The sequence below is a fragment of the Haloferax sp. s1 genome (assembly GCF_058382125.1).
This window is the reverse complement of record NZ_JBZRPK010000669.1, coordinates 1-13,489: the sequence shown is the minus strand read 5'-3', so window position 1 is coordinate 13,489 and position 13,489 is coordinate 1. Positions and strand designations below refer to the sequence as shown.

13 protein-coding genes are annotated in these 13,489 nt (G+C 63.3%); 10 read left to right on the top strand and 3 right to left on the bottom strand.

Annotated features, from left to right (window positions below; genetic code table 11):
- Positions 1 to 728 (bottom strand): metallophosphoesterase (locus QT222_RS16170; protein WP_491477756.1); only part of this gene is annotated, 728 nt, incomplete at its 3' end.
- Between the two features lie 189 nt (positions 729 to 917).
- Between QT222_RS16170 and QT222_RS16165 the strand changes: the two genes are divergently transcribed.
- Entirely contained in the window at positions 918 to 1,697 is a 780-nt protein-coding gene (locus tag QT222_RS16165; RefSeq protein WP_491477755.1) for a DUF7839 domain-containing protein, read from the top strand.
- A 53-nt stretch (positions 1,698 to 1,750) separates the two neighbouring features.
- On the opposite strand, the gene QT222_RS16160 is transcribed toward QT222_RS16165, so the two are convergent.
- Positions 1,751 to 2,350: a J domain-containing protein gene (locus QT222_RS16160; protein ID WP_014732184.1), complete on the bottom strand. Its 600-nt coding sequence runs from the start codon at positions 2,348 to 2,350 to the stop codon at positions 1,751 to 1,753.
- A 304-nt stretch (positions 2,351 to 2,654) separates the two neighbouring features.
- Here QT222_RS16160 and ppsA point away from each other — a divergent pair, with 304 nt between their 5' ends.
- From ppsA to QT222_RS16120, 8 genes are all read left to right on the top strand, one after another.
- A complete protein-coding gene (ppsA, locus tag QT222_RS16155) occupies positions 2,655 to 4,922 on the top strand; it encodes a phosphoenolpyruvate synthase (protein ID WP_004057448.1) in 2,268 nt (755 codons plus the stop codon).
- A gap of 73 nt (positions 4,923 to 4,995) precedes the next feature.
- Positions 4,996 to 5,739 (top strand): CPBP family intramembrane glutamic endopeptidase, encoded by a 744-nt coding sequence (locus tag QT222_RS16150; protein WP_491477754.1) that lies wholly within the window; start codon positions 4,996 to 4,998, stop codon positions 5,737 to 5,739.
- Positions 5,740 to 5,865: 126 nt separating this feature from the next.
- The gene (gene mfnA, locus QT222_RS16145; RefSeq protein ID WP_491477753.1) at positions 5,866 to 6,939 is read left to right on the top strand and encodes a tyrosine decarboxylase MfnA; all 1,074 of its coding nucleotides are present in this window, start codon (positions 5,866 to 5,868) and stop codon (positions 6,937 to 6,939) included.
- Between the two features lie 72 nt (positions 6,940 to 7,011).
- Positions 7,012 to 7,578: a YqaA family protein gene (locus tag QT222_RS16140; protein WP_004057451.1), complete on the top strand. Its 567-nt coding sequence runs from the start codon at positions 7,012 to 7,014 to the stop codon at positions 7,576 to 7,578.
- A 241-nt stretch (positions 7,579 to 7,819) separates the two neighbouring features.
- A complete protein-coding gene (metG, locus tag QT222_RS16135) occupies positions 7,820 to 9,901 on the top strand; it encodes a methionine--tRNA ligase (RefSeq protein ID WP_491477752.1) in 2,082 nt (693 codons plus the stop codon).
- Positions 9,902 to 10,012: 111 nt separating this feature from the next.
- Entirely contained in the window at positions 10,013 to 10,318 is a 306-nt protein-coding gene (locus QT222_RS16130) for a DUF7979 domain-containing protein (protein ID WP_491477751.1), read from the top strand.
- 77 nt (positions 10,319 to 10,395) lie between these two features.
- The gene (locus QT222_RS16125; protein ID WP_004057454.1) at positions 10,396 to 10,689 is read left to right on the top strand and encodes a DUF7979 domain-containing protein; all 294 of its coding nucleotides are present in this window, start codon (positions 10,396 to 10,398) and stop codon (positions 10,687 to 10,689) included.
- Positions 10,652 to 10,930 carry a hypothetical protein gene (locus QT222_RS16120; protein ID WP_491477750.1) on the top strand — a complete coding sequence of 93 codons (279 nt, stop codon included), beginning with the start codon at positions 10,652 to 10,654 and terminating at the stop codon, positions 10,928 to 10,930. The genes QT222_RS16125 and QT222_RS16120 overlap by 38 nt, the downstream gene beginning before the upstream one ends.
- Before the next feature lie 84 nt (positions 10,931 to 11,014).
- Here the strand turns inward: QT222_RS16120 and QT222_RS16115 are convergent, their stop codons facing one another.
- Positions 11,015 to 11,806, bottom strand: coding sequence for a cytochrome b family protein (locus tag QT222_RS16115; protein ID WP_004057456.1), 792 nt, complete (start codon positions 11,804 to 11,806; stop codon positions 11,015 to 11,017).
- Positions 11,807 to 11,996: 190 nt separating this feature from the next.
- Between QT222_RS16115 and pyk the strand changes: the two genes are divergently transcribed.
- A partial coding sequence (gene pyk / locus QT222_RS16110; RefSeq protein WP_491477749.1) for a pyruvate kinase occupies positions 11,997 to 13,489 on the top strand: 1,493 nt, incomplete at its 3' end.

The following is a 13,489-nucleotide window of genomic DNA, read 5'->3' as shown; positions in this document are numbered from 1 at the left end:
AAGAGGGAGCAGCACTGGAACCGGCCGAACGCAGTTAAAACGTACGGAGGAGGCCCCCACCCGGGCGGGCACGTGAGCGTCGGGTCAGCAACCGCGCCACGCACGCGCGGGCGAAAAAGGCGCGCGGCGCTCACGAGCGGAGCTGGAACCTCCCCCGCACGCATTCGGTTTACTTCGACGCCCGCCGCGAGACGAGTGAACGACGGGAGCATCAGCACGTCCGCCCCGCGGTACGCGCCGGGACCGTAGAGCACGCAGGGTCGTGTCCGGCCTTCGATAGTAATCGTCGGGTGGTCGTGGCCGACGACGTGAAGGTACGACTCGCCGTCTGGATGGCGGTGTCCATGCGAGACGAGCGTCCCGTCACCCAGTTCGAACTCGTCGTGAACCGTGCCGGACCACGCCTCGGAAAGCATGGTATCGTGGTTTCCGGCGACGAACACCGGATGTACTTCGGCGTCGGTACACACTGACGCGAGGGCCGACAGCGCCGATTTTGAACGCTCCGTAACCCGGTCGAATCGATGAAGCACGTCGCCCGCGAAGACGACCTGTTTTGGCTCGAACTCGTCGCAGAGCGTTGCCAATCGCTCCGTGAGGTCGGCTCGCTCGCCGAGTGGGAACTCCACGTCGGAGGCGTCGGCACGGCCGATGTGCAGGTCGGCGAGGACGAGCGCGCCTGTGTCCGAGAGGTACACGGCGCGGTCGCGGACGGTGACGCTGGGCACGATGAAAGACAGGGGAGACAGAGCCAAATCATCTCCGGACGGTGACGGGTCGCCTGTCGTCCTTCGAGGTTGTAGTGCTCCGACTGTCATATTCCAATGTGTAGTGACCCGGCCGTCGGACTCCGGCATGCCGCGAATACGCGCGACTGAGTAGGGGCCTTTTTACTCAGTGCCACCTACTTTTGTGACATGACCGGCGCCCTCGAGGACAAGCGCACCGCAACTCGCTTCCGCATCCTCGCCGAGATTGCCGACCGTCAACCGGCCGTGAGTCAACGGGAAATCGCCGAAGCGGTCGGCGTGACAAGTCAGGCAGTCTCCGAGTACATTCGGGACCTCGTCGAAGACAACCTCGTCGAAAAAGAAGGACAGTCGCGTTACCGCGTGACAAAAGAGGGAGTCGACTGGCTCTTTCAGGAGGCACGCGACCTCCAACGGTTCGCCGAGCACGTCACCGACGACGTGTTAGAGAGCGTCAACGAGGACGCCTACATCGCCACCGACGACGTGTCGGCGGGCGAGACGGTGACCCTCTCGATTCAGGATGGGCTCCTCCACGCCGAACCCGGCGAAACGGGCCCGGCAATGGGGGTCGCGCCCCCGGAGGCGGGGGCGGGGGAGGCGGTGGGTGGCCCCGTGTGCGAGGCGCTCTGCGGGAGGGCCCGGGGGGCCGGAACCGTCCTGCAAATCCACCCTGCTCGGCTCGGCGGAAGCGCCGAAGCCAACCTCGACGAACTCGCTGCGAGGTGCGACGAGGCGGACATCGTCACCGCCAGTGGCGTCGAAGCAGTCGTTGCGTGCCGCCACGCCGACGTCGACCTCGCAACGTGGTTCGCACCGGGCGAAGTTGCGGCCGACGCCGCCGCTCGCGGATTAGATGCCGTCGTCGTCGCCAGCACCGACGCCTCCGGGCGCGTGACCGACGCGCTTCGCGATGCTGGCGTTATGTTCGAAGTGACAGAAGCATAGTGTAGCACACGTCGTCACGTCGCGGCCGTAGACGCTGCGTATTCCTTTACTTCTCAGTTCTCCGTATGCTCTCGCGCCATCGTGTACGCCTCTCGTAGCTCTCGGAAACGCTCTCTGTCACCGCCGTGGTCTGGGTGAACGTCTTTTACTTGTTTACGGTAGGCATTGCGGACTGCATCTGACGAGGCGTTCACTGGGAGGTCCAACCTGTCGAAAGCCGCGGAAATTGGGTCATCGAGGTCGGCCAGTTCGGGTTCGAGGTCCGGAACGTCGAAGGGAAGTCGCCGCCCGAGTTGGCTCCCCGGCATTTCGTGTTCGCACAGGACTGCGAAGACGCCGGCGCGTTCGAGACGGAAGAACGCCTGCGCGTCGAACGTGATTGCCACGCCGCGTTCCGGCAGATAGAACGCCACGGTCTCGCCGTGAATTGGTCGGTCTTCGACGAATCGCTCGTCGATGGCGGTGAGGTAATCGCGGATTTCGAGTCGGCGGCGACCCACACCGTCGATGTGTGGGCCGCGAGAGACCTGGCGGTCCGGGAAGAGACGGCCACCGACGACGAAGACGCCGGCGACGACGACAGAAGCGATTGCACCCACCACGAGGCCGACGACGAGCCACGAGGGGAGCAGGAAGACCCACTCCGGAAGCACGCTAGAAATCACGTGACGAGTGAACATGAACCTCTCGCTGCCAGACTTTGATTGCCACTGGGACCCCAGTGAAAGTTACCGCAGTCGGTGTAGTTTTTGTAACTGAAAAATAACGTTCTCAGTTACTGTCGAGGATAACTGAAATTTATCGACACCGGACATTGCCGAAAACGCCACAAAGCGAGGCTAGCGGTCTTCTTTCGGATGATGCAACAATTTCATACTCGGCTCCGAGTGATTTTTCATTCACTCATGTCCCGTTCGCAAACTTCTTTATTGGTGTGTGGGACCATACGAATACCACATGGCTGTAGTCTGGCTGGACGACGTACGGGCCGACGACCTCGACTTGGTCGGCGGCAAGGGCGCGTCGCTGGGCGAACTCACCGGTGCGGGACTTCCTGTCCCCCCGGGATTCGTCGTGACGGCGAGCACGTACCGCGCCTTCATCGAGGACGCGGGAATCGACGACGAACTCTTTTCTGCGGTCGAAGTCGACCACGAGGATTCCGCGGCGCTGAAGGAGGCACACGAGGCGGCCCACGAACTCATCATGGGCACGCCGATTCCTGACGACGTTCGCGAGGAGATACTCGACGCCTACCGCAGCATCGGAGAGGGCGACGCCTTCGTCGCCGTCCGGTCGTCCGCGACCGCGGAGGACCTTCCGGACGCTTCGTTCGCGGGACAGCAGGAAACCTTCCTGAACGTGACCGAAGACGAACTGCTAGAGCGCGTCAAGGAGTGCTGGGCGTCGCTGTTCTCCGAGCGCGCCATCTACTACCGCAACCGGAAGGGCTTCCCCCACGACAAGGTCGACATCGCCGTCGTCGTCCAGCAGATGGTCGACGCCGAGAAGTCGGGCGTGATGTTCACCCGTCACCCCTCGACCGGTGACATGAAAGTCATCATCGAGGCCGCGTGGGGCCTCGGTGAGGCAGTCGTTTCCGGAACCGTCTCCCCCGACAACTACGTCGTGGGCCGCGAAGGAGGCGAGGTCGAAACGGCGACCATCGCCGACAAGAAGACGATGTGCGTCCGCGACGAAGAGACGGGCGAGACCGTCATGCGCGACGTGCCAAACGACCGTCGCCACGACCGCGTCCTCACGGACAGCGAGGTAGACAGACTGCTCGAACTCGGCGAACTGGTCGAAGACCACTACGAGTCGCCACAGGACGTGGAGTGGGCGGTCTACGACGGTGACGTGTACATGCTCCAGTCGCGTCCCATCACGACCATCTCTGAAGACGGCGGTGGCGAGTCCGCAGGCGAGAGCAAGCGCTCCACCGAGGCAGGCGACGATGTCATCATGCGCGGTCTCGGTGCGAGTCCAGGAATCGCTTCCGGCCGTGCCCGCACCGTGACGAAACTCGACCACCTCGACCAGGTCGCCGAAGGCGACATCATCGTCACCGAGATGACGATGCCCGACATGGTGCCCGCGATGAAGCGTGCCGCGGGTATCGTCACCGACGAGGGCGGCATGACTTCGCACGCAGCCATCGTCTCGCGCGAACTCGGCGTCCCCGCAGTCGTCGGTACCGGCGATGCGACGACTACCCTCGACGACGGCGAAATCGTCACCATCGACGGCGACAAGGGGACCATCCGCGAGGGCGAAGAACCCGAGGAGAAACAGCGCCAACCGGTCGAAGAAGCACGGCCCAAGACGCCCGTCAAGCCCATGACCGCGACGGAGGTCAAGGTCAACGTCTCCATCCCGGAGGCCGCCGAACGCGCCGCCGCAACGGGCGCAGACGGTGTCGGCCTGCTCCGAATCGAGCACATGGTCCTGACGCTCGGTAAGACGCCCGAGCGGTTCATCGAGCAGAACGGCGAACGCGCATACGTCGACGAAATCGTCTCCGGCGTCCGCGAGGTCGCAGAGGAGTTCTACCCGCGGCCGGTCCGCGTCCGCACCCTCGACGCGCCGACCGACGAGTTCCGCCAACTCGAAGGCGGCGAAAACGAACCCCGCGAGCACAACCCGATGCTCGGCTACCGTGGCATCCGCCGCGGCCTCGACAACCCGAACAACTTCCGTCTCGAACTACAGGCATTCCGCCGCCTGTTCGATATGGGCTACGACAACGTCGAGATTATGTTCCCCCTCGTCAACGACGCGGAGGACGTGCTTCGGGCGAAAGAGCACATGATCGAGGCGGGTATCGACCCCGAAAAGCGCGAGTGGGGCGTCATGATAGAGACCCCCGCCGCCGCACTGGGCATCGAAGAGATGGCTGACGCTGGTATCGACTTCGCCTCCTTCGGGACGAACGACCTGACCCAGTACACGCTCGCGGTCGACCGCAACAACGAGCACGTCGCTAACCTCTACGACGAACTCCACCCGGCCGTGCTCAAACTCATCGGCGATACTGTCGATGCGTGCCGCGAGGTCGGCGTAAAAACGAGTATCTGCGGACAGGCTGGTTCGAAGCCCAAGATGGTCCAGTTCCTCGTCGACAAGGGCGTCAGCTCCATTTCGGCTAACATCGACGCCGTCCGCGACGTACAACACGAGGTCAAACGCGTCGAGCAGCGTCTCATCCTCGACTCGGTTCGCTAGGTCAGCGACCAGTCAGACGCTCGTCTTTTTCTTCGCGCCGCACGTCTCTCTACGGGAGAGGTTCTGATTCGTTATGGCTGCCGAAGTCGACAGGTCACCGTCTACGCGGACGAGCGTGCCGGCCCGTCTCCGCGCTATCGCCGTCGCGCTCGTAACTGTCGCTGTCGCGCTCTTTCTCGGCACTGTCTTCACCATCGCCGTATTCGTCCTCCTTCTCTCGCTCGGTCTCGTGCTGGATACCACCACATCGGTGTTCGTGGTCGCGGCATTACTCCCCTCACAACTCGCCTTCGCCGGCGTTGGTCTCCTCGCCATGCTCGCGCTGCTCGGCAGCGTCTCGGTCCGCACTCCGACGCGGGGAGACCTCGTGTGGGTCGCGCTCGGTCTCGGCGGAAGCTTTGCCGCCGTTGCGGTGCTCGTCATCATCTCGACGGTTGTCGACCTCGGCCCGCTCCAGTCGGCCGTCGGCGAGGCGGCCACGGTCGACCCGGAGATACTCGTCGCGCTCGCGGTCCTGTCAATCCTCGTTATCGCGCCCGCCGAAGAGTTCCTCTTTCGCGGGGCTATACAGGGCCGATTGCGGAAGAACTTCGGCCCGTTCGGAGCCATCGGGATTGCGAGTGCAATCTTCGCCTCGCTCCACGTGTTCAACTTCATCGGCGGTGGCATCGTCGTTCTCGTTCCGGTGGCGGTGCTGTTTCTCGTCGGGTCGGTACTCGGCTACGTCTACGAGCGAACCGGGAACCTCGTCGTTCCCATCGCGGTTCACGCGCTCTACAACGCGACGTTGTTCCTCTCGGCGTTCGTGACTGGATGAGTCGTTGTCCGTATTCCTTCACCTGTTGACAATTATTCATTCATCTTCGAGTACTGTTTTCCCTTGTGAGGCGATGCGTCGCACTGGAGCGGAACCGATATACTGGGTGTGGTTATACACAGAGTCATGCAGCGCGCGGCACCGCAGGAGTTCGACCGCGTCCTCTCTTCGATGTGTACCCAACCGCATCCGGCCGCCCGCGAGGCCGCAGAGCGGTTCCTGGCAACCAACCCCGGCGACCCTGCGACCTATCAGGCCGTCGCCGCCCTCGAAGAAGACGCTCTCTCGTATCTCGGCGAAATCACCGGGCTTTCGACCCCCCACGGCTACGTCGCCAGCGGCGGGACCGAAGCCAATATTCAGGCCATCCGTGCCGCGCGGAATCACGCCCGCGACGACGACCCGAACGTCGTCGCACCCGAGAGCATTCTCTTCAGTTTCCAGAAGGCCGCCGACGTACTCGGCGTGGAGTTGCGAATCGTCCCCGTCGACGAGGACTTCCGCGCGAGCGTCGACGCCGCCCGCGAGGCTGTCGATGAACACACCATCCTCGTCGCTGGCGTCGCCGGAACGACCGAGTTCGGTCGCGTCGACCCGATTCCCGAACTGACTGCCCTCGCCCACGATGTCGGTGCGCTGATGCACGTCGATGCCGCGTGGGGCGGCTTTATTCTCCCCTTTACCGACCACGAGTGGTCGTTTGCACACGCCCCCATCGACTCGATAACCATCGACCCGCACAAGTACGGACAGGCGGTCGTCCCGGCGGGTGGACTGCTGTTCCGCGACAAGGAAGTCGTCGATTCGCTCGCGGTGGATACGCCGTACCTCGAATCCGCGTCGCAGGCGAGTCTCACTGGGACGCGAAGCGGAGCGGGCGTCGCCTCCGCCGCCGCCGCGATGCGCGAACTCTGGCCCGACGGCTACCGCGAGGTGTACGAGAAACAGCAGGAAAACGCCGAGTGGCTCTACGGCGAACTCCGCGCCCGCGGCTACGACGCCGTCGAACCGGAGTTGCCACTCGTTGCCGCACGCCTTCCCGACTCGGAGTTCGAATCGCTCCGGGACCTCGGCTGGCGCATCTCACGAACTGCGACCGGTGAACTCCGAATCGTGTGCATGCCGCACGTCACCCGCGAGTCGCTTCGGGCGTTCCTCGCGGACCTCGACGATATTCGGACGGACCCGGCACGGAACTGACACGAGCTTCGAGACGGGGTGAGGCCGGTCCAAACCTGAAAACTTACAACTACCTGGCTTCGACCCACATCCGTGCCCATCACTGCGCTCGCATCGCTCGCGGACCTGACCCTCAGTCTGTCTGCCGATTTTTCGTGGCTCACGTCGCTCGTCGAGACCGCGACGGGGTGGGTCGGATTGGCCGTCATCTTCGTGTACTCGTTCCTCATCGCCTTTGCTCTCCCGGGCGTAAGCGAAATCGTCCTCGCGGCACCGCTCGACCTCGGTCTCTCACGGGGCGCGCGCCTCGCGCTCATCATCCTCGTCAGCGGGGCCGGGAAGGCCGCCGGAAGCGTCTTCGCGTTCCACATCGGTCACCAGACGAAGGAGTCCGGTTACTTCGAGAAGGCGCTCGCGCGCCTTCCGGTGGACGTGATGGGCTGGACCGAACGCAAGGCCGTTACAATCGCCCAAGACTGGGGCTTTGCGGGCCTCGCGGCCGCCCTCTGCGTCCCGGGGTTCCCCGACACGCTGTCGATTTACGCCTTTTCGGTCCTCGAAGACGACTACCTCAAGTTTGCGGCCGCATCGTTCGTCGGCTCCTGTGGACGCCTCCTCGTGACGCTTGTCGGCGTCGAAGCGGTGCTCGCGTTCCTCTGAAGTCAGAGCCGCGTCTTTTATGTTCGTTCTCGCACTCAGTATCGGTGTGACCGCGATGGGTCTCCCCGACAACATGCGTATGCGTGCTTCCTTTTAGCCACGGGTGGACCCGCTTTCGACCGCCGGCTCGGTAACGCGAGGCGGAGGCCGAACCCGGCGAACTCCGGGGCGATGCCGTATCGACCGACAGACACATCCGAAGCGGCGGGCTTTAGGCCCGCTTCCGAGATACACGACACATATGAGTCACGAGGACTTCCCCACGGAGAACCCAGCGGTGGTGACGTGTGGGTTGCCGTACGCCAACGGCGACCTCCACATCGGCCACCTCAGAACGTACGTCGGCGGCGACATCTACAGTCGCTCGCTGCGAACACTCGGCCAACAGACGGCCTTCGTCAGCGGGTCCGACATGCACGGCACGCCCGTCGCCGTCAATGCCGAGAAGGAGGGCGTCACGCCCGAGGAGTTCGCGCTTCGCCACCACGAGAAGTACGAAGCGACGTTCCCCCGATTCAACATCGAGTTCGACAACTACGGCCACACCCACGACGAGACGAACACCGAACTCACCCAAGAAATCGTCAAGACCCTCGAAGCCGAGGGCTACGTCTACGAAAAGGTGATTCAGGTCGCCTACGACCCCGACGCCGACCAGTGGCTCCCCGACCGATTCGTCGAGGGAACCTGTCCGTACTGCGGCGAACACGCCCGCGGCGACGAGTGTGACGAAGGCTGTGGTCGTCACCTCGAACCCGGCGAAATCGAGAACCCGACCTCGGTGCGTACCGGCAACCCCGCCGAGTACCGCGAGCGCGAACACAAGTTCTTCGCCGTCTCCGACCTCCAAGAGTACCTCCAGGAGTTCATCGACCGCCTCGAAGGAACGTCGAACGCGCAGAACCAGCCTCGCGAGTGGATCGAAGGCGAACTGCAGGACTGGTGTATTACCCGCGACATGGACTGGGGTATCGACTACCCCGACGGGGACGAAGAGGACTTCGTGCTCTACGTCTGGGTCGACGCGCCAATCGAGTACATCTCCTCGACCAAACAGTACACTGAACGCGTCGGTGCCGACACCTTCGACTGGGAGCAGGCGTGGCGTGAGAATGGTGACATCGTCCACATCATCGGCCGCGACATCATCCAGCACCACACTATCTTCTGGCCGGCGATGCTCCGCGCCGCCGAATACGCCGAACCCCGGGCTGTCATGGCCTCCGGGTTCATCACGCTCAACGGAAAGGGCTTTTCGACGTCGCGGAACCGCGCCGTCTGGGCCGACGAGTACCTCGACGAGGGCTTCCACCCGGACCTGCTTCGGTACTACCTCGCCACGAACGGCGGGTTCCAGCAGGACGTGGACTTCTCGTGGTCGAAGTTCCGCGAGCGCGTGAACAGCGAACTCGTCGGCACGGTCGGGAACTTCCTCTACCGCTCGATGCTCTTCGCGTACCGCAACTTCGAGGGCACCCCGGAGACCGACACCTCCGAGGAAGTCGAAACCCGCATCGAGGAAGCCGTCGAGGAGTTCGAAGCCGGAATCAACGACTACTCGATTCGCGAATCCGGCAACGCCGTCGTCCGCCTCGCGCAGTTCGGCAACGAATACATCCAGCGGAACGAACCGTGGCAACTCACCGACGAGGACCCCGAGCGGGCCGCACAGGTCATCCGCGACTGCGTCCAGATTGCGAAGGCCATCTCGGTCCTGTTCTACCCGGTCGTCCCCGGCAAGATGCAGGCGCTCTGGGAGCAACTCGGCGAAGACGGCGCGGTAGCGGACGTTGGCGTCGACGCCGCGTTCGAGGCCCCCGCCGACACCTTCGGCGAACCCGAGGCACTCTTCGAGAAAATCGAGGCCGAACGCGTCGAGGAACTCAACGAGAAGCTCGAAGCGCGCGTCGCCGCGACTGAATCCGAAAGCGAAAGCGAAGAGTCGGAGGAGGACGCCGACGAGAGTATGGAAGACTCCGACCTCGAATTCGAGCCTATTGCCGACGACCGAATCTCCTTCGAGGAGTTCCAGAATCTCGACCTCCGCGTCGGCGAAATCGTCGCCGCTGAAGGCATCGACGGCGCGGACAAACTCGCAAAGCTGACTGTCGATATCGGCGTCGAAGAGCGCCAAATCGTCGCCGGAATCAAGCAGCTCCACGACCTCGAATCGCTCCCCGGCACGAAGGCGATTATCGTCGCCAACCTCGAAAAGGCTGAACTGTTCGGCACGGAGTCCAACGGGATGCTTCTCGCCGCGGGCGACGAAGCCGACATCCTGACGACCCACGGCGACGCCGTTCCCGGCACGAAGGTCCAGTAAGCGCGACTCACCGCCCGCACATCGGTTGCTCTGCGGCCGGTCTCGTTTTTTGACGTCGAATACCAGACGCGGACCACAGCGACTAACTACACTGCCTCCCGAGCGTCGGCTATGCGAATCGGTGGACGGGAAGCACTCGGAATCGTCGTTGCGCTCGTGGCCGTCGTGGGCGTCGTCACCGCCGTCACCGGCGGCGGGGCGGGAACGCTGACCGTCGAGCGCGTCGACGAACTCCAGCAGGGACAGGGCGCGGTCGCCTTTGGAAACCTCGACCCCGACCAGCGAGCGGCATTCGAAGAGGCAGTGACGACCGGCGAAGAAGTACAGATACCGAGCGAAGACGCCCGCAACGAGTTCGTCGACCCCGGTTACGTCCGATACGACGGCGGCATCTACCGGACGACAGTTTCCTCCTGACGGGACCGTTTCGCTACTCGTCTCGAACGTCACGACGCAACCGGAGCCACTTTGAGTGACTACGCGGGAGCACCGGTATGCGATTTGGCGTCGTACTCGCCGTGGCGCTCGTCGTTCTCTCGACGGGGTGTCTCGGCGGAAGCAACGGAACGGGGTATCTGACGGTCGAACGCGTCGATGAACTCCCGCAGGGGGAGGGAGCCGTCTCGTACGAAAACCTCTCGTCGGCACAACAGGAGGTCTTTCAACAGGCACTCGACGAGGACGGAAGCGTGACGCTCGAAAAAGGAATTGACCGAAACGAGTTCATCGACCCCGGATACGTCCGCTACGATGGCGACGTCTACCGAACGAGCGTTGCAGTCCCCTGAGGAGCGGCTGTTATCGTTCCCAGACTGTTCTCGCCCAGCGAAGCGACGAATCCCGATTAGCTTACTCTCGAATCCAGTCGGCAGCGTAGAGTACCCCTCTGACACCCATAACGACGAACGCACCCTCAGAGACGGGGTTGTCGCTACCGAGTTCGACGGCATGTGTATCCAGAGAGACGACGACACCGGAGGAAACAGCGACGACGGCGAACTGGCGAATCGTGCTGGACGTATCGACTAGCTGCTTGACACCGGAGCGAGCAGCGAGACTGCGCCCCGCAGAGAGTATTTGACGGATGGTTGTTCTGTTCGGTCGTGAGTCGGACTACTTCGGCGGCCGGAGTCGGTAGTAGCGGCGGTTGAGGTCGTACATGTAGCCCTCGCGCATCGTCTTGAGTACCGCGTAGGTGAGGAAGCCGAAGACGAACGGTAAGAGGAACGTCAGGTCGAACAGCAGGTCGACGTTCATCGGCATGAGGTTCTTGATGGCGAGGAGGCTAATCGTCAGCGCGAAGACCACGCCGAAGACGCCCACGGCCGCCCAGAACGGCTGTTCGACGGGACGCCGGGCGGACCCCTTGTTGAGGAAGGGGACGATAGCGATGAAGCCGACGACCACGCCGTTTGCGACCACGCCGTACGTCCGGTCGGCCATCAGCTTCTGGCCGCCGAGGATGGCAAGCTCGGGGTTCAGCGGAGTCATCTTGAGGAGGCCGAACGACCAGTAGAGATACCAGTCCGGGAGAATAATCGCTGGCGTCTGGCTCGGGTTCGCGGGCGCGCCGATGTGCGGCGGCATCGTCGCCGAGAGGAACAGAATCATCCCGACGAAAAACGAGGCAATCGAGAGGTTTCGGACGGTCTCGTGCGGCCACGTCGGGAACGCCAGCACGTCGCGTTCGACGTAGTCGGACTCCGTGCGGAGGTTCTGGTCTTCACGACGTGCGCGCTCGAAGTACTCGTACGTCAAGCGAGCCAGTCCGGTTCTACGAGCCTTTCGCTCGTAGAAACTCGGTGTCTCGTCATCCGGTGGGACCGGTCCCGTCGGGAGACTACTGTCGCCCCCGTCAGTCTCACCACCATCCGTCCGGAGCGGGTGCTCGTCAGTCGGGCGCATAGCTGTATGTAGGACCGAAGGAGCAAAAAATGTGCGACAGATTAACAAATACCACAATATTCCACACCCGGAGGTTCGACTATCACGTGATGTTAGGCCGCAGACGTCTACATAGACTACGTATGTGAACCTCTTACTCGACACCGAGTTCATCATCGGGCTTTTTTATTTGTCAGCCGTAGGTCGGGCTATGCGAAACGCAAAAATCGTCTGTACCCTCGGTCCGGCATCGTTCGACCGGGAGACGATTCGTGATCTCGCGGACGCCGGGATGAGCGTTGCCCGGATGAACGCGAGCCACGGAAACGTCGAACACCGGTCTGAGGTCATCGATAGCATCCGCGCCGTCGACGACGCGACCAAAGAACCGCTCGCGGCCATGCTCGACCTGCAAGGCCCCGAAGTACGTACTGCCCCCATCGACGAGGACATCTACCTCGAAACGGGAAGCGAGGTTCGGTTTTACGAGGGCGACGACGCCACGCCCGAAGCGGTCGGTCTTTCGTACTCTATCGCCGCCGCAGAACCCGGAGACACTGTTCTTCTCGACGACGGCCGAATCGAAGCGACCGTCGACCGCGTCGAAGACGGCTCTGTCTTCACGCGCATCAACTCCGGTGGACAACTCGGCGCGCGCAAGGGCGTGAACGTCCCCGGCGTCGACCTCGATATCGACCTCATCACCGACTCGGACTACGAAAACCTGAAACTCGCCGCCGAGAAGGAAGTCGATTTCGTCGCCGCCTCGTTCATCCGCGACGCAGAGGACGTGTACACCATCAGCGACACGCTCGAAAGCCTCGGTGCGGAGATTCCCATCATCGCCAAAATCGAGCGCGCCGGTGCGGTCGAAAATCTCGACGAGATTATTCAGGCAGCCCACGGCGTGATGGTCGCTCGCGGCGACCTCGGTGTCGAGTGCCCGCTCGAAGAAGTGCCGATTATTCAGAAGCGCACCATCCGCAAAGCGCAGGCCGCGGGCGTACCAGTTATCACCGCGACCGAGATGCTCGACTCGATGGTTCGCTCTCGCCGCCCGACTCGTGCCGAGGCGTCCGACGTGGCCAACGCCGTCCTCGACGGCACCGACGCCGTGATGCTCTCGGGCGAGACGGCCGTCGGCGACCACCCGGCCCGCGTCGTCGACACGATGTCCCGTATCGTCAAAGAAGTCGAAGCGAGTCCCGAGTACGACGAGAGCCAAGAACAGCGCGTTCCGACCGCTGACGAAGGCTCCCGAACCGAGGCGCTCGCTCGCTCCGCGCGCTACCTCGCGCGCGACGTGAACGCTGCGGCCGTCGTCGCCGTCTCCGAATCCGGGTACACCGCCCGGAAGACCGCGAAGTTCCGTCCGGGCGTGCCGGTCGTCGCCGTCACCCCGAACGACCGGACACGACGTCAACTCGCCGTCTCGTGGGGCGTCTCCGCCGAGTACTCTGACTACAGCGCGAGTGTCGAAGCCGTGATGGACGACGCCGTCACCGCCGCGCTCGACGCCGGTGTCGCGGAGTCCGGCGACACAATCGTCGTCCTCTCCGGAATGATGACGGAACTCGAAGGGACGAACACGACGAACATGCTCAAGGTCCACGTCGCCGCCGAGCCAATCGCCACCGGCCGGAAAATCGTCAGCGGCCGCGTCGCAGGGCCGCTCTACCGGGCCGACGACGGCGTCCTCTCATA